This window comes from Caulobacter henricii (assembly GCF_001414055.1).
Lineage (GTDB): Bacteria > Pseudomonadota > Alphaproteobacteria > Caulobacterales > Caulobacteraceae > Caulobacter > Caulobacter henricii.
In genome coordinates this window covers 1096938-1112436 of record NZ_CP013002.1, presented here as the reverse complement: position 1 = coordinate 1112436, position 15499 = coordinate 1096938, and the positions used below count along the sequence as shown (strand labels likewise).

Below are 15499 nucleotides of genomic sequence, written 5' to 3'. Positions count from 1 at the left end.
TGGCCCTGATCTCCCTGTGGCCTGAGGCGCAGCGTGTGGATCCGCCGCTTCCGCTCAGGTCAAACAGATGTTGGGGCGCCCTTCCGCATCGGTAAAGCCATGCCGTTGGGGCAGGCGGTCACAAAGGCCTAGAACCAGGTCCTCACGCCGAATACCAAGCTCGTTTCGCCCGTCCGCTCCCCTGCCAAGCGCGCCAGATCAGCTGCCTCGCCAAAGCTCCGCTGCCGCAGGATGCCGACATAGGGCGCAAACTCGCGGCGGATCTCGTAGCGCAGGCGTAGGCCCAGCTCAGCCTCGCCCTCCCCCTCGGCCAGGTGGGTCTCGAGCTTCGACTGCAGGATCAGGCGCGTGGTCAGGCGCAGCTCGTGCGCGGCCTCTATCCGGGCCGACAGGTCGCCGCGATCCGACAGGAAGGCCGTGGCCCGGGTCTCGATCCAGTAGGGCGCGAGGCCTTCGACGCCCAGGGCGGCATAGGTGCGTCCCTCGTGCTCCAGATCCTGTCTCAGCCCCGCCTCGAGGTCGAAATAGGGACCGATCGGCCGGGCATACAGCGCCTGCAGTTCGGCATGCTCCCAGCCGTGGCCGTCGACATGTTCACCGCGCGCCTTGATCACCCACTTGCCGAAGTCGTCTCCCAGCCAGCCTTCGCCCTCGAAGGCCGAGGCGTCATATCCGTCGCGCGCGCGGCGCTCGGCCTGGTCGGCCAGCACCTTCCAGTAGCGCCCCCCGCCATGCTCCTGGCGCAGGACCGCCCGGGCAGAGGCCATCAGGGCGGGATCAAAGAAGCGCTCGGCAGCATGGTCGCTCGGCACGGCCGGCACCGTCGCGGCAACGGCGGGTGGGGCCATGGCCGACATGTCGTGACCGGCATGCGGATCGGCCATCTTCGACATGTCATGGCCCGCATGCGAATCGACCGGCGCAGCCTGCTGAACCGGCGTGGGCGCCGGCGTCATCTGGTGATGCTCGTGTTGCATCAGGGCCAGGGCCATCAGAACCGCCGGGCTCATGCCGGGGCTCCATCGAGCGGCCGCACGGTGACGATGTTGAACATGCCGGCATGCATGTGCAGCAGCATGTGGCAGTGGAAGGCCCAGTCGCCGGGTTCGTCAGCTGTCAGGTCAAAGGCGACCTTGCTGCCGGGCGCGACACTGACCGTATGCTTGCGCGGCTGGAAGCCGTCATGGCCGTTGACCACCTCGAAGAAGTGGCCGTGCAGGTGGATCGGATGGGCCATCATCGAGTCATTGACCAGCAGCACGCGGACCCGCTCGTCGCGCTGGAAAGCGATGGGCTTCTTCAGCGGGCCAAAGGCCTCGCCGTCAAAGGCCCACATGAAGCGCTCCATATTGCCGGTCAGGTGGATCTCGACCGTGCGGCCGGGCGGTCGCGGATCGGGATTGGGGCTCAGCGCCACGAGATCCGTATAGACCAGCACCCTGTGGCCGACACCCTCCAGGCCCTGGGGCGGCTCGCCGAGGCGGTCCATCGGCATGGGCGAGATCGTCTGGACGCCCGGACCCAGCCGGACGCCGGGCGCATTGGCCCCGTCGCGCATGCTCATGCTCATGCCCGACATGTCGTGACCGGCATGGGCCGACATATCCATGCCCATATCCTTCATCGTCGCCAGGGGCCGGGCGCGCAGCGGCGGGACCGGGGCGCTCAGGCCGGGCCTAGGGGCCAGGGTCCCGCGAACCAGTCCCGAGCGATCGGACGCCTCGGCCACCAGCGCATAGGCGCGGGCCTCGGCGGGCTGGAGGATCACGTCATAGGTCTCGGCCGGCGAGATCTGGAACTCCTCGACGGTGACAGGCCGCACGTCCTGGCCGTCGGCCTGGACGACGCTCATCGCCAGGCCGGGCAGACGGACATTGAACACCGTCATGCCGCCGGCATTGATGACACGGAGCCGCACCCGCTCGCCCGGAGAAAACAGGCCCGTCCAGTTGTCGGCGACGCCCTGGCCGTTGATCAGATAGCGATAGGTCGAGGCGGTGACATCCAGGACGTCGGTCGGGTCCATCCGCATCTTCGACCATTCGACACGGTCCTTCAGCGACTGGTCGCGCCCGGCCAGCAGTCCGACCACCGTCTGTTTCTGATCGTTGAAATAGCCGGCCTGGGCCTTCAGCTTGCGCATGATCTGGTGCGGATGCTGGAAGCTGTAGTCCGACAGCACCACCACGTGCTCACGGTCATAGGGCGCGGGTTCGGCCGCCGCCGGGTCGATGACCATGGGGCCATAGACGCCCATCAACTCCTGCAGGCCCGAATGGCTATGGTACCAGTAGGTGCCGGCCTGGCGAACCTTGAACTCGTAGACGAAGGTCTCGCCGGGCTTGATCCCCGGGAAGCTGACCCCCGGCACACCGTCCATCTGGAACGGCACCAGCAGGCCGTGCCAGTGGATCGAACTGTCCTCATCCAGCTGGTTGGTCACAAACAGACGGACGTTCTGGCCTTCCTTCAGGCGGATCAGCGGTCCCGGCACGGTGCCGTTGATGGCCATGGCGTGGCCCGCCTTGCCGTCGACGGTGAAGGGCGCGTGGCCGATGGTGAGGTGGATCTCCTCGCCGCTCAGTACCTCAGGTGCCTTGCCAGTGCCGGCCCGGGCCCAGGCGGGCAGCAGCGCCGAAAGGCCCGCGCCCGTGGCGGCGGCAAGCATCTGGCGGCGATCAAGGGCCTGCATCGTAAGCACATCTCCAATTTGGACCGCAGGCGACCCGCGCCCGGCTCCACATTGCGGGACAGATGGGATACCACCCGGTCCATGTCCAGAAGCACACCCGCCACCCTAGGCCTGGCCAAGGCCGGAGTCGCCTTCGACCTGGTTACGTATGACTACGACCCCGGTTCCGAACGGGTGGGTCTGCAGGCCGCTGAAGCCCTGGGCGAGGATCCGGCCCGGGTGCTGAAGACCCTTGTCGTGCTGCTCGACGGCAAGCCCGCCTGCGTGGTCCTGCCCTCGGACCGCGAGGTCAGCATGAAGAAACTGGCCGCCGCCCTGGGCGGCAAGTCGGCGGCGATGATGCCCGTCCCCGACGCCGAACGGATCACCGGCTACAAGGTCGGCGGCGTCAGTCCGTTCGGCCAGAAGAAGCGCCTGCCGACCGCCGTCGAAGAGGCGGCGCTGACCGAGCCCCATGTGTTCGTCAACGGCGGCCAGCGCGGCCTGCAGATGCGACTGGCCCCCGCCGATCTGGTCGCGGCCCTGGGGGCGAAAACCGCATCGATCGTGGCCTGAACCCGGGCCTTGCCGGATGATGTCGCCGGGCCTTGCCCTCGCGCGTGAATTCGCCGACTTGATCAAGCGGGAAGGTCTCGCCTATAAGCCCCCTCCCGTCCTGGTGAGGTTGGGTAGCTCAGATGGTTAGAGCGGTGGATTCATAACCCACAGGTCGGCGGTTCGATCCCGCCTCCAACCACCAGGCCGGATTTCCCAAGGTTTTGACTTCGCTGGCGTCTCGCCAATGCGTGCGAGCGGCCCTGCTCAGCTTGGACGCCCGTCTCCGCTTTGGGCCGGTACCAGATACCCTCTCCCTGCGACGGGGACACAGCGCCCCTCTATCCCCATATTCCCGTCATCCCGTGGCTTGTCCACGGGACCCATTTGTCGGCTTAACGGTCGGCGGACCGCCGTTTGCTCGCGGCGCGGAGGAACGATGGGTCCCGCGAACACGTCGCGGGATGACGGTGATTGATGAGGGGTCTCGCGGTCTTGCGGGACGGGGCTTTCGACCCCTCTTCCGCAAGGGGAGAATGGTCTCAGCCCCCTAAGCCCCCGGCCCGAACCGCGCCACAAGGTCATAGGCCTCGCCCGGAAACACCTGGCGCACGCGGGTGACGTGTTCGCCGGCCCGCCAGGTGCGGCGGTCGACGACCAGGCAGGCTGCGCCTTCGTCGAGATCGAGCAGGGCCGCCACGTCGGGGTCGGCATTGATGGCGCTGATCCGGCTCTCGGCTTCGGTCCAGGCGACATGGTCCAGCAGCCAGGCCCCCGGCGGCAGGGTCGAGAAGTCGGCCGTGGCGGCCTCCGGCGCGATCTTCAGGCTGATCAGGCGGCGCTCCAGGGCGAAGGGCCGGCCGCCGGCGTCATGGACACCGTCCAGGGCCAGCAGCTTGCCGCCCGCCGCCAGCTCGCGTTCGTCGGCATGGCCCCGCGCGGCGCTCCGGGTCTGGCGCGACAGCAGGCGAAAAGCATAGGTCTCGCCCCTGGCCAGGATCGCCGACTGGATGTCGGGGATGTTCAGCACCGGCGCATGGACTCTCGGCCGGGCCACGAACGAGCCCGCTCGCTTGCGGCGCACGATCAGGCCCGCCTCGACCAGGGCGGCCATGGCCTTGCTGACCGTCATGCGCGCGCAGCCATACTGGGCCATCAGCTCGGTCTCGAACGGAACCCGATGGCCCGGCGGCCAGTCGCCCGAGCGAATGCGGTCTTCGATCTCGCCGCGTATGCGCTGGTGCAGCGGAACCGGGCTCACGCCAGCAGGGCCTTGAGGGTCTGGCGATAGCGGGCCGTGATCGCGTCGCGGGCATGGTGGCACCCGCCCGCGACCACCTGACGCCCCTGGCTCCAGACGGTGTCGATGCCCCCCCGGCGGCCGGCGAAAACCAGACTGTCGATCAGGGTGTCGCCTTCGCGTCCCACCAGGGCCGGATGCTCCGGATCCAGGGTGATGAAATCCGCCGCTGCCCCGCGCTTGAGCCCGCCCTGCCCTGCGCCCAGGGCCTGGGCCCCGCCCGCGCAGGCCCCGCGCCACAGGTCGCCACCGGTCGAGCGCCGGGGTCCGCCGGCCAGCACATTGCGGGCGCGACGGGTCAGGCGCTGGGCATATTCCAGGGCCCGCACTTCCTCGGCGGCCTCGATCAGAATGTTGGAATCGGTGCCCAGACCGAAGGCCCCGCCGGCGGCCAGATAGTCATGGGTCGGGAAGACGCCGTCGCCCAGATTGGCCTCGGTGACCGGACACAGGCCCGCCACCGCCCCGCTCCGGGCCAGGCGCTCGGTCTCCACCGCATTGATGTGGGTGGCGTGGATCAGGCACCAGCGACGGTCGACCGGCGTGTGGTTCATCAGCCAGCGGACGGGCCGCTGGCCAGTGGCGGCCAGGCAGTCGTCGACCTCCTTGGTCTGCTCGGCCACATGCATGTGGACCGGGCCGTCGCCGGCCAGGGGCAGGATGGCGTCCAGCTCCTCGGCCGTCACCGCCCGCAGGCTGTGAGGCGCGATCCCGACCACCGCCTCGGGCACGCCGGAGACGATCTCGCGGCAGCGCTCGACCAGGCGCGCGAACCCGTCGACGTCGTGGATGAAGCGCTTCTGTCCATCGGTCGGTGGCGCACCGCCGAAATTGGCGTGGGCATAGAAGACCGGCAGCAGGGTCAGGCCGATGCCGGTCTCGTCCGCGGCGGCGGCGATCCGCACGGCCATCTCGGCCGGGTCGTCATAAAAGCCGCCCGACGGGTCGTGGTGCAGATAGTGGAACTCGCCGACCCGGGTGAAGCCGCCCTCCAGCATCTCGACCTGGCCCATGGCGGCGATGGTCTGGACCTCATCTGGGCCGAGCCGCTCCAGGAAGCGGTACATGACCTCGCGCCAGGTCCAGAAATTGTCGCCGGAATCGCCCCGCGCCTCGGCCAGGCCGGCCATGGCCCTCTGAAAGGCGTGACTGTGGACATTGGCCAGGCCCGGCAGGGCGGGACCCAGGCGGATCGCATCGCCGGCCGGGGCGTCCGTATCGATCCGGGTGATGCGTCCGCCCGCGAGGGTCAGGCGGACACTGCGTGCCCAGCCATCGGCCAGAAGGGCGCTCTGGCACCAGACCACCTTCGATCCTGCGTTCCCGGAATTCTCAGCGTCGGTCACTGGACAAACCTCATCATTCGCAAATATGTCTATACATATTGAAGCGCCTCGCAAGGTCCTGGCGCGCGTCCTGGGAGGGAGCTCATGCGCTGTGATCGGGTCTGGATCAATGCCCGACTCGCCACGCTGGACCCTGAGCGCGAAGGCCTCGGCGAAGTCGACCGCGGCGTAGTCGCGGCGCTGGACGGCCGCATTGCCTACGCCGGACCCCAGGCCGAGGCCCCCGCGTTCGACGCTGCCCAAACGATCGACTGCGAGGGCCGCTGGATCACGCCCGGCCTGATCGATCCCCATACCCATCTGGTCTTTGCCGGCGACCGGGCCCACGAGTTCGAGCTGCGTCTGGCCGGGGCCTCCTACGAAGAGATCGCCCGGGCCGGGGGTGGCATTGTCTCGACCATGACGGCCACCCGCGCGGCCTCCAAGGCCGATCTGGTCGCCACCGCCCTGCCCCGGCTCGACGCCCTGATCGCCGAAGGGGTGACCACGGTCGAGATCAAGTCCGGCTATGGCCTGTCGCTGGAGGCCGAACTCAAGTGCCTGCGCGCCGCGCGCGCCCTGGCCGACCACCGCAGGATCGACATCCGCACCACCCTGCTCGCCGCCCATGCCGTGCCGCCGGAGTTCCGGCACGATCCGGACAGCTATGTCGATCTGGTCTGCAGCCAGATGATCCCCGCCGTGGCTGCGGCCGGCCTGGCAGACGCCGTCGATGTCTTCTGCGAGACCATCGGCTTCACCCGCGCCCAGGCCCGAAAGGTGTTCGAGGCCGCCCACCGGCACGGGCTGAAGATCAAGATCCACGCCGAGCAGTTGTCGAACCAGAACGGCGCAGCCCTGGCCGCCGGGCTGATGGCCCTGTCCGCCGACCATCTGGAGCATCTGGATGCGGACGGGATCGAGACCATGGCCGCGTCCGGCACCGTCGCGACCCTGCTGCCCGGGGCCTACTACTTCACGCGCGAGCACCAGTGCCCGCCCGTCGAGGCCCTGCGTGCGGCCGGCGTGCCCATGGCCCTGGCGACCGACTGCAATCCCGGCACCTCGCCCCTGACCTCGCCCCTGCTGGTCATGAACATGGCCGCCACCCTGTTCCGGATGACCGTCGAGGAGTGCCTGGCCGGCGTCACCCGTGAAGCGGCCCGGGCCCTTGGACTGTCGGACCGGGGTGTGCTGCGGATCGGCAAGGTCTGCGACCTGGCTCTCTGGGACATCGAGCGTCCCGCTGAACTCGTTTATCGCATGGGCTTCAACCCGCTCCATGCCCGTGTCTGGAAGGGTCATTGACCATGGTTGTTCTCCATCCCGGCGAAGTCTTTCTCCTCGAATGGCAAAAGATCTATCGCGGTGCCCCGGCCCGGCTGCACGATGACGCCTGGCCCGTGATCGCGGAGAGCGCCAGAGCCGTCGAACGCATCCTGGCGCGCGGCGAGCCGGTCTACGGCATCAATACCGGCTTCGGGAAACTGGCCAGCGTCCGCATCGGCGACGCCGATCTCGAAACCCTGCAGCGCAACATCGTCCTGTCCCATGCCGCCGGCACGGGCGAGCCCTCACCGGTTGCGGTCATCCGGCTGATGATGGCCCTGAAGCTGGCGAGCCTGGCCCAGGGGGCTTCGGGCGTCCGGGTCGCGACGGTGCAGCTGCTGGAGGCCATGCTGGCCAGGAACCTGACGCCGGTCGTCCCCTGCCAGGGCTCGGTGGGAGCCTCGGGCGATCTGGCTCCCCTGGCCCATATGGCCGCGACCCTGATCGGGGTCGGCGAGATCTTTGTCGACGGTGTCCGGGTCCCCGCCGCCGAGGCCCTGGCCGATGCCGGCCTCTCGCCTCTGGTCCTGGGTCCCAAGGAGGGCCTGGCCCTGCTGAACGGCACCCAGTTCTCCAATGCCAATGCCCTGGCGGCCCTGTTCGAGGCCGAGCTCCTGTTCCAGTCGGCCCTGGTCACCGGTGCCCTGTCGACCGAGGCGGCCAAGGGCTCTGACACCCCCTTCGACCCCCGCATCCATACCCTGCGCCGGCATGTCGGCCAGATCGAGACCGCCGCCGCCCTGCGCAGCCTGATGGCCGGCTCGGCCATCCGCGCCTCGCATCTGAAGGAAGACGAGCGGGTCCAGGACCCTTACTGCCTGCGTTGCCAGCCCCAGGTGATGGGGGCGGCCCTCGATGTGCTGAAACAGGCGGCGACCACCCTGGCAACCGAGGCCAACGGTGTGTCGGACAATCCGCTGATCTTCCCGGGCGGTGCGGACGGCGTCGACGAGGCCCTGTCGGGCGGAAACTTCCATGCCGAACCGGTGGCCTTCGCCGCCGACATGATTGCCCTGGCCGTCTGCGAGATCGGCTCGATCGCCGAACGCCGGATCGCCATGCTGGTCGATCCCGCCCTGTCGGGCCTGCCGGCCTTCCTGACCCCCAAGCCGGGCCTCAATTCCGGCTTCATGATCCCCCAGGTCACCGCCGCCGCCCTGGTGTCGGAGAACAAGCAGAAGGCCTATCCGGCCAGCGTCGACTCGATCCCGACCTCGGCCAACCAGGAAGACCATGTCTCGATGGCCGCCCATGGGGCCCGGCGCCTGCTGGCCATGGTCGAGAGCGCCACGGCGGTGATCGGCATCGAACTGCTGGCCGCCGCCCAGGGCTGCGACTTCCATGCCCCGCTGAAGTCGAGCCCCGTGCTGGAGGCGCTGCGGACCCTGGTGCGCAAGGCGGTACCGCATCTGGACGATGACCGCCATTTCCATCCCGACATGGAGGCCGCCAACCATCTGGTCCGCTCCGGCGCGGTCATCGGCGTGGCGAGTGACCTGCCGGGCGTCGTGTAATGACCTGGCTGACCGTCGATCCCGGCGAGGCCCCGCTGGTCGTCAGCCTGCCTCATACCGGCGTCGAGATCCCGGACGACATAGCGGCCAACCTCGTCTCGCCCTGGCTGGCCCGCAAGGACGCCGACTGGTGGGTCGACCGGCTCTATGATTTTGCGCACGATCTGGGGGCCACGGTGATCCGCACGGCCATCTCGCGCACCGTGATCGACGTCAATCGCGACCCATCAGGGGCCTCGCTCTATCCGGGTCAGACCACCACCGAGCTTTGCCCGACCACGACCTTCGACGGCGAACCGCTCTATCGCGACGGCATGGCACCGGACGCTGCCGAGATCGACCGTCGGCGCGTCGCCTTTTTCGATCCGTATCATGCCGCGCTGACCGCCGAGATCGCCCGGCTGCGCGAAAGCCATAGGCGGGTCGTGCTCTACGAGGCCCATTCGATCCGCTCTCTCGTGCCGCGCCTGTTCGACGGCCAGCTGCCGCAGTTCAACCTTGGCACTAACAGCGGCGGCAGCTGCGACCTGGTACTGACCACGGCGGTCGAGGCCGCCTGCGACGGCTCGGGTCATTCCCGCGTCACCAACGGCCGCTTCAAGGGCGGCTGGACCACGCGACGCTACGGCCAGCCGGCGCTGGGCGTCCACGCCATCCAGATGGAGCTGGCCTGCCGCGGCTACATGGATGATCCGGCCACGCCGCCGACGCCCGACACCTGGCCTTCCCCCTACCGCCCCGACCAGGCCGCGCCGCTGCGCGCGGTCCTGTCCGAAGTCCTTTCCGCCTGCATGGCCTTTGCGAGAGATCCCGCATGACCCGCCGCGACAACAGCCGCGTCATCCGCGCCGCCACCGGCCCCGAGCTTACGGCCAGGTCCTGGCTGACCGAGGCTCCGCTGCGGATGCTGATGAACAATCTGGACCCCGACGTCGCCGAACGCCCGGAGGAGCTGGTCGTCTATGGCGGCATCGGCCGGGCGGCCCGCGACTGGGAAAGCTTCGACAAGATCGTCGAGACCCTGAGGCGGCTGGAGGACGACCAGACCCTGCTGGTCCAGTCGGGCAAGCCGGTCGGTGTCTTCCGCACCCATGCCGACGCCCCGAGGGTGCTGATCGCCAACTCCAATCTGGTGCCCCGCTGGGCGACCTGGGAGCACTTCAACGAACTGGATCGCAAGGGCCTGGCCATGTACGGCCAGATGACCGCCGGATCGTGGATCTATATCGGTGCCCAGGGCATTGTTCAGGGCACCTATGAGACCTTTGTGGAAATGGGCCGCCAGCACTATGCCGGCGACCTGTCCGGCCGCTGGCTGCTGACGGCCGGCCTGGGCGGCATGGGCGGGGCCCAGCCCCTGGCGGCGGTGATGGCCGGGGCCTCGTGCCTGGCCATCGAGTGCCAGCCCTCCCGGATCGAAATGCGGCTGCGCACCGGCTATCTGGACCGGTCGACCGAGAACCTCGACGAGGCCCTGGCCTGGATCACCGAAGCCCGGCTCGACGGCAAGCCTGTCTCGGTCGGTCTGCTGGGCAATGCCGCCGAGCTGCTGCCGGACATGGTCCGGCGCGGCATCCACCCCGATCTTCTGACCGACCAGACCAGCGCCCATGATCCGATCAACGGCTATCTGCCGGCAGGCTGGAGCCTGGAGCAGTGGGCCACGGCCCGGGAACGCGATCCCGACAGCGTCAACCGCGCCGCCCGCGCCTCGATGGCCGTCCACGTCCAGGCCATGCTCGACTTCCAGGCCGCCGGGGTGCCCACGGTCGACTATGGCAACAACATCCGCCAGATGGCGCTCGAGGAAGGCGTCACCCGGGCCTTCGACGTGCCGGGCTTTGTGCCGGCCTATATCCGTCCGCTGTTCTGCCGGGGAATCGGCCCGTTCCGCTGGGCGGCGCTGTCGGGTGATCCCGAAGACATCGCCCGCACCGACGCCAAGGTGAAGGAGCTGATCCCGGACAATCCCCATCTGCACAACTGGCTCGACATGGCCGCCGAGAAGATCAAGTTCCAGGGCCTTCCGGCCCGCATCTGCTGGGTGGGTCTCGGCGATCGCCACCGCCTGGGTCTGGCCTTCAACGCCATGGTCGCCTCGGGCGAGCTGAAGGCCCCGGTCGTCATCGGCCGCGATCATCTGGACTCCGGCTCGGTTGCCTCGCCCAATCGCGAAACTGAGGCCATGCAGGATGGCTCGGACGCCGTGTCCGACTGGCCCCTGCTCAACGCCCTGCTCAACACCGCCTCCGGGGCCACCTGGGTGTCGCTGCACCATGGTGGCGGCGTCGGCATGGGCTTCTCGCAGCATGCCGGCATGGTCATCGTGGCGGATGGGACGGAGGCCGCCGCAAGGCGGCTGGAACGCGTGCTGTGGAACGACCCGGCCAGCGGCGTCATGCGCCATGCCGATGCAGGCTATGAGGACGCCCGCACCTGCGCCCGCGACAAGGCCCTGGACCTTCCCGGCATCCTCTAGACCGTGGCCTGACGGGACCGGGGTGCGACAAGGCGGCGCGCGGCGAATGTCGCAATGGCGTGGAACCGACTCAATCTCGATCCTGTTCAGGGTTAACGGAGATCAAAGATGGCCCTGTCCCTGCACCCCGCCCCCTATGACGCCCGCCGCACCAAGCGCCGCGCCAGCCAATGGCCGCTGGGTCTGTCGGTCCTGGTCATGGCGCTCGCCAATGCCGCCCTGTGGTACGCCATCTATGCCCTGACCCACGGCATCTTCGCCCTGGATGTCCGCTTCTTCGCCGGACTGTAGCGCCCGCGCCCGGTGGGTGTGGAAGGACCTCCCGGCCCGGTCCCAGGCTCGGGCCTAGTCGCTACCCGACGCCGCGCCGGCTGTCTGGGTAGAGAGACCCGGTGCATCGCTCCGGGTGCCGGCCAGGGCCTGTAGCAGCTGGGCGGGATGCAGGGGCTTGGCCAGGTGCAGGTCGGCTCCGGCCGCCTTGGCCGAGGCGATATGTTCCTCCATGGCATTGGCCGTCAGCATGACGATCAGAACGGGTGGCAGACCCAAGGCGGCCTCGCGCGCCCGGATCTCTCGGGTCGCGGTCAGGCCGTCCATGATCGGCATCTGCATATCCATGAGGATAGCGTCGAAAGAGTCGGCGCGGACAGCCGCCAGGGCCGCCGCGCCGTCCTCGACCATGGTCAGGTCGACGCCAAACGGCTCAAGCACGACCTCCACGACCTTGCGATTGGTCGGATGGTCTTCCGCGACCAGCACCCGCAGGCCCTGCAGGGAAATTTCGCTCTCCGGCTCGCTGCCGGTGTCCAGCAAAGCGCCCGCGGTCCGCGGCAGGGGCAGTTCGACTTCAAAGGTCGCGCCCGCGCCGGCCACTGCCCGCGCGTCAATCCGCCCCCCCATCATCTCGACAAGCGCTGCCGAGATCGACAGGCCCAGCCCGGTGCCGCCAAACTGCCGGGTGATCGACTGGTCGGCCTGGACAAACCGCTTGAACAGCCGCTCCCGCACCGTGTCGTCAAAGCCGACCCCGGTGTCGGCCACCGTGAAGACCACGCGATCGTCCCGCGACTCGACCGTCAGGTTGACCGAGCCCTTGACGGTGAACTTGACCGCGTTGGCCAGGAGGTTGGACAGGATCTGGCTGATCCGACCGGCGTCGCCCAAATAGCCGCCCGCCACATCCGGCGCGAAAGACCAGGTGAAATCCAGCCCCTTGGCCTCGGCGACCGCAGCGTGCAGTTCGGCCATGTCGCGAACCAGTCGCTCAAGATCGAAGGGTGCGGGGTTGAGGTGGAACTGGCCGGCCTCGATCTTCGAGACATCCAGAATGTCGCCCAGCACCTGCTCCAGCAGCCGGCCCGATGAGGCTACCAGACCGGCAAGGTCACGTCGGGTCTGGGGATTGTCCTCGTCCACCAGACGGTCCCCGATGGCGATGACCCCGTTCAGCGGCGTCCGCAGCTCATGACTCATATTGGCCAGGAACACCGACTTGGCCTGGTTGGCACGTTCGAGTTCGACCGTCCGCTCGGCGACCCGCACCTCAAGGCTTCGGAGCAGCTCTTCATTGCCCTCGCGCTGCTGGCGCAGGGTCCGCGCCAGGTCGCCGATTTCGTCCAGGCGTCCCTCGACGCTCAGAGCCTGCGCATGATCGCCCCCGCGCTCGGCCTGGGCCAGAAGGTTGAGCGGCCAGGCCAGCTCGCGGCTGATCACCCGATAGAGCAGCATCACCTGCAGCATCACGCCCAGGACGCCAAACAGCAGCACCCAGGATGCGGTCCGGATTGACGACAGCACCACGTCATTGGACGGGAAGGTCATCAGGAACCACCAGTTGGGCTCCTTCAGGTGTCCATAGGCGATCACTCTTTCGCTGCGCACATCGCGGATCGCACCGATCTCGCGACCTGTCTCCCGAATCTGTCGCATCACGTCGCTGATCTGGACCCGGGCCTCGAACTCGCGCAGGCGAGCGACATCGACCACGCCGTTGCGCGCCAGGCCGGGGGCCGCGATCAGCTCACCGTCATTGGAGACGATCATGTTGGTTCCGCCCGGCAGGGCATCGCCGACGGCGCGCAGCAGGTAGGAATCCAGGGACAGGCTGGTACCCCAGGCCCCCATGAACTGGCCCTTGAAGTAGAACGGGGTCACACAGGCGGCGTTCAGGCCCCGGCCACTGGGATCGGAGATCAGGCGGCGAAGCTTGGTGCACTTCAGGGTCCGGCCAGGATTGTTGGCCGGAAGGGCAATCTGGGTCATCTCTTCGCCGGAGATATCCAGGGTCGGCGGCGCATCGCGGCGATAATAGATCAGCCTGTCGGGCCGCTTGGGACCGAACATCACCATCCGCGTCTGGGGTGTCAGGAAATAGAAGTTGTCGTACTGGCCCAATTGGCTCTCGCCGGTATTGGCCACCACTTCCAGAGCCGAGACGAACAGTGCCTTTTCGGCAGGGTTCATCCGGTCGGCTTCTCTCAGAAAGCCACCGATGCCGTAGACGAAATGCGGGCCCTCGCGGCCGCCGTCATAGAGAACCGGTGCCGTGCGTCGGGTGCCGTCGCCAAAGGTCGGAAACAGCGTGTCGAACTCGGTCTTGGCCTCGGAGGCGTCACGGTTGTCCAGGCGCTGGGTCAGGGCCAGACTGGCGGCCTGGTGCACCTTGACCAGATTGGAAAACAGCCGGTCCTCGGTCTTCACCCGCTCGCCGACATATTCGACCAGGTGCCGCATCTGGGTATCGGTGGCGCTTTTCTGCACGAACACGAAGGCCACCGCCGTCGCCACGCCGGTGACGGCAATCGACAGCACCGCGACGATCGCCAGCAGGCGCCGCGCCAGGGGCGAGGTCATTTCCGTGTTGGGCAGAAGGCTGCGCACGCCCTGTCAGTCTCCCCTGATCTCCACCAGAAGACCCTTGTTAGCCATAAAGGCCAATGTCCCCTAACAGCCCCTGAATTTACGCATTCTACCGATCGGCTTTTCCCATCGGCCGCAACAGTCTATAGCCACCCCGTCCGCGCCGCGAACTGGTCCTGTGCGCCAGATTGCCCCAGGCGCGCCACCGCGAGAGGAAAGACCCCGCAATGGCCAAGATCAAAGTCGCCAATCCCGTTGTCGATATGGACGGCGACGAAATGACCCGGATCATCTGGAAGCTCATCAAGGATAAGCTGATCTTCCCCTATCTGGACCTGGAGCTCGACTATTACGACCTCAGCGTCGAGAATCGCGACGCCACCGACGACCAGGTGACGATCAACGCCGCCGAGGCGACGAAGAAGCACGGCGTGGCCGTCAAGTGCGCCACCATCACCCCCGACGAGCAACGAGTCGAGGAGTTCAAGCTCAAGAAGATGTGGAAATCGCCGAACGGCACGATCCGCAACATCCTGGGCGGCGTGATCTTCCGCGAGCCGATCATCTGCCAGAACGTGCCGCGCCTGGTGCCCGGCTGGACCCAGCCGATCATCGTCGGCCGCCATGCCTTCGGCGACCAGTACAAGGCCACCGACTTCCTGTTCCCGGGCAAGGGCACCCTGACGATGAAGTTCGTCGGCGAGGACGGCGCAGTCATCGAGCACGAGATCTACAAGGCTCCGAGCGCCGGCGTCGCCATGGGCATGTACAATCTCGACGAGTCGATCCGCGACTTCGCCCACGCCTCGTTCGCCTACGGCCTGGGCCGTGGCTATCCGGTCTATCTCTCCACGAAGAACACCATCCTGAAAGCCTATGACGGCCGCTTCAAGGACATCTTCCAGGAGATCTTCGACGCCGAATATGCCGAGCAGTTCAAGGCCAAGGGCATCCATTACGAGCACCGCCTGATCGACGACATGGTGGCCTCGGCCCTCAAGTGGTCGGGCGGCTATGTCTGGGCCTGCAAGAACTATGATGGCGACGTGCAGTCCGACATCGTCGCCCAGGGCTTCGGCTCGCTGGGTCTGATGACCTCGGTGCTGATGACTCCGGACGGCAAGACGGTCGAAGCCGAAGCGGCCCACGGCACCGTGACCCGCCACTATCGCCAGCACCAGAAGGGTCAGAGCACCTCGACCAATTCGATCGCTTCGATCTTTGCCTGGACCCGCGGCCTGGCCCACCGGGCCAAGCTGGACGACAACCAGGATCTGGCAAACTTCGCCCTCACCCTGGAAAAGGTCTGTATCGACACCGTCGAAAGCGGCTTCATGACCAAGGACCTGGCCCTGCTGGTCGGCGATCAGCAGTCGTGGCTGACCACCGAAGGCTTCCTCGACAAGATCGACGAGAACCTGAAGAAGGCCATGGCCTAGGCACCAAGCTGCTCCCCCCCTTGGGGGA

At 67.6% G+C, this 15499-nt stretch carries 12 protein-coding genes and 1 tRNA gene; 8 read left to right on the top strand and 5 right to left on the bottom strand.

Annotated features, from left to right (window positions below):
- Positions 1-128: 128 nt before the first annotated feature.
- Entirely contained in the window at positions 129-1010 is an 882-nt protein-coding gene (locus tag AQ619_RS05210) for a copper resistance protein B (protein WP_084745765.1), read from the bottom strand.
- Positions 1007-2692, bottom strand: coding sequence for a copper resistance system multicopper oxidase (locus AQ619_RS05205; protein WP_062145169.1), 1686 nt, complete (start codon positions 2690-2692; stop codon positions 1007-1009). Before AQ619_RS05205 ends, AQ619_RS05210 begins: the two co-directional genes overlap by 4 nt.
- Before the next feature lie 81 nt (positions 2693-2773).
- Here AQ619_RS05205 and ybaK point away from each other — a divergent pair, with 81 nt between their 5' ends.
- Together ybaK and AQ619_RS05195 are read left to right on the top strand one after the other, a co-directional pair.
- Positions 2774-3247, top strand: a complete 474-nt coding sequence (gene ybaK / locus AQ619_RS05200; RefSeq protein ID WP_062145167.1) for a Cys-tRNA(Pro) deacylase — start codon at positions 2774-2776, stop codon at positions 3245-3247.
- A 107-nt stretch (positions 3248-3354) separates the two neighbouring features.
- Positions 3355-3431: transfer RNA gene (locus AQ619_RS05195), tRNA-Met, on the top strand.
- A gap of 345 nt (positions 3432-3776) precedes the next feature.
- Here the strand turns inward: AQ619_RS05195 and hutC are convergent.
- Together hutC and AQ619_RS05185 are read right to left on the bottom strand one after the other, a co-directional pair.
- On the bottom strand, positions 3777-4487 hold the full coding sequence (hutC, locus tag AQ619_RS05190; protein WP_062145166.1) for a histidine utilization repressor: 711 nt from the start codon (positions 4485-4487) through the stop codon (positions 3777-3779).
- Entirely contained in the window at positions 4484-5872 is a 1389-nt protein-coding gene (locus AQ619_RS05185) for a formimidoylglutamate deiminase (protein ID WP_062145164.1), read from the bottom strand. Before AQ619_RS05185 ends, hutC begins: the two co-directional genes overlap by 4 nt.
- A gap of 84 nt (positions 5873-5956) precedes the next feature.
- Between AQ619_RS05185 and hutI the strand changes: the two genes are divergently transcribed.
- The 5 genes from hutI to AQ619_RS05160 all read left to right on the top strand — a co-directional run bounded on the left by hutI (position 5957) and on the right by AQ619_RS05160 (position 11464).
- The gene (hutI, locus tag AQ619_RS05180; protein ID WP_062145162.1) at positions 5957-7159 is read left to right on the top strand and encodes an imidazolonepropionase; all 1203 of its coding nucleotides are present in this window, start codon (positions 5957-5959) and stop codon (positions 7157-7159) included.
- Entirely contained in the window at positions 7144-8694 is a 1551-nt protein-coding gene (gene hutH, locus AQ619_RS05175) for a histidine ammonia-lyase (RefSeq protein ID WP_166504320.1), read from the top strand. Before hutI ends, hutH begins: the two co-directional genes overlap by 16 nt.
- A complete protein-coding gene (gene hutG, locus AQ619_RS05170; protein ID WP_062145158.1) occupies positions 8694-9512 on the top strand; it encodes an N-formylglutamate deformylase in 819 nt (272 codons plus the stop codon). Before hutH ends, hutG begins: the two co-directional genes overlap by 1 nt.
- Positions 9509-11173: a urocanate hydratase gene (gene hutU / locus AQ619_RS05165; protein ID WP_062145156.1), complete on the top strand. Its 1665-nt coding sequence runs from the start codon at positions 9509-9511 to the stop codon at positions 11171-11173. Before hutG ends, hutU begins: the two co-directional genes overlap by 4 nt.
- Before the next feature lie 108 nt (positions 11174-11281).
- The gene (locus tag AQ619_RS05160) at positions 11282-11464 is read left to right on the top strand and encodes a hypothetical protein (protein WP_062145154.1); all 183 of its coding nucleotides are present in this window, start codon (positions 11282-11284) and stop codon (positions 11462-11464) included.
- 54 nt (positions 11465-11518) lie between these two features.
- Here AQ619_RS05160 and AQ619_RS05155 read toward each other — a convergent pair whose 3' ends face one another.
- Positions 11519-14026, bottom strand: coding sequence for an ATP-binding protein (locus tag AQ619_RS05155; protein WP_062151293.1), 2508 nt, complete (start codon positions 14024-14026; stop codon positions 11519-11521).
- Between the two features lie 233 nt (positions 14027-14259).
- Between AQ619_RS05155 and AQ619_RS05150 the strand changes: the two genes are divergently transcribed.
- On the top strand, positions 14260-15471 hold the full coding sequence (locus AQ619_RS05150) for an NADP-dependent isocitrate dehydrogenase (RefSeq protein WP_062145152.1): 1212 nt from the start codon (positions 14260-14262) through the stop codon (positions 15469-15471).
- Positions 15472-15499 lie beyond the last annotated feature (28 nt).

Coding starts and splice junctions, on each gene's coding strand:
- AQ619_RS05150 (WP_062145152.1), top strand. CDS start 14,260: ATGGCCAAGATCAAAGTCGCCAATCCCGTTGTCGATATGGACGGCGAC.
- AQ619_RS05210 (WP_084745765.1), bottom strand. CDS start 1,010: ATGAGCCCGGCGGTTCTGATGGCCCTGGCCCTGATGCAACACGAGCAT.
- hutI (WP_062145162.1), top strand. CDS start 5,957: ATGCGCTGTGATCGGGTCTGGATCAATGCCCGACTCGCCACGCTGGAC.
- AQ619_RS05205 (WP_062145169.1), bottom strand. CDS start 2,692: ATGCAGGCCCTTGATCGCCGCCAGATGCTTGCCGCCGCCACGGGCGCG.
- hutG (WP_062145158.1), top strand. CDS start 8,694: ATGACCTGGCTGACCGTCGATCCCGGCGAGGCCCCGCTGGTCGTCAGC.
- AQ619_RS05155 (WP_062151293.1), bottom strand. CDS start 14,026: ATGACCTCGCCCCTGGCGCGGCGCCTGCTGGCGATCGTCGCGGTGCTG.
- ybaK (WP_062145167.1), top strand. CDS start 2,774: ATGTCCAGAAGCACACCCGCCACCCTAGGCCTGGCCAAGGCCGGAGTC.
- AQ619_RS05160 (WP_062145154.1), top strand. CDS start 11,282: ATGGCCCTGTCCCTGCACCCCGCCCCCTATGACGCCCGCCGCACCAAG.
- hutU (WP_062145156.1), top strand. CDS start 9,509: ATGACCCGCCGCGACAACAGCCGCGTCATCCGCGCCGCCACCGGCCCC.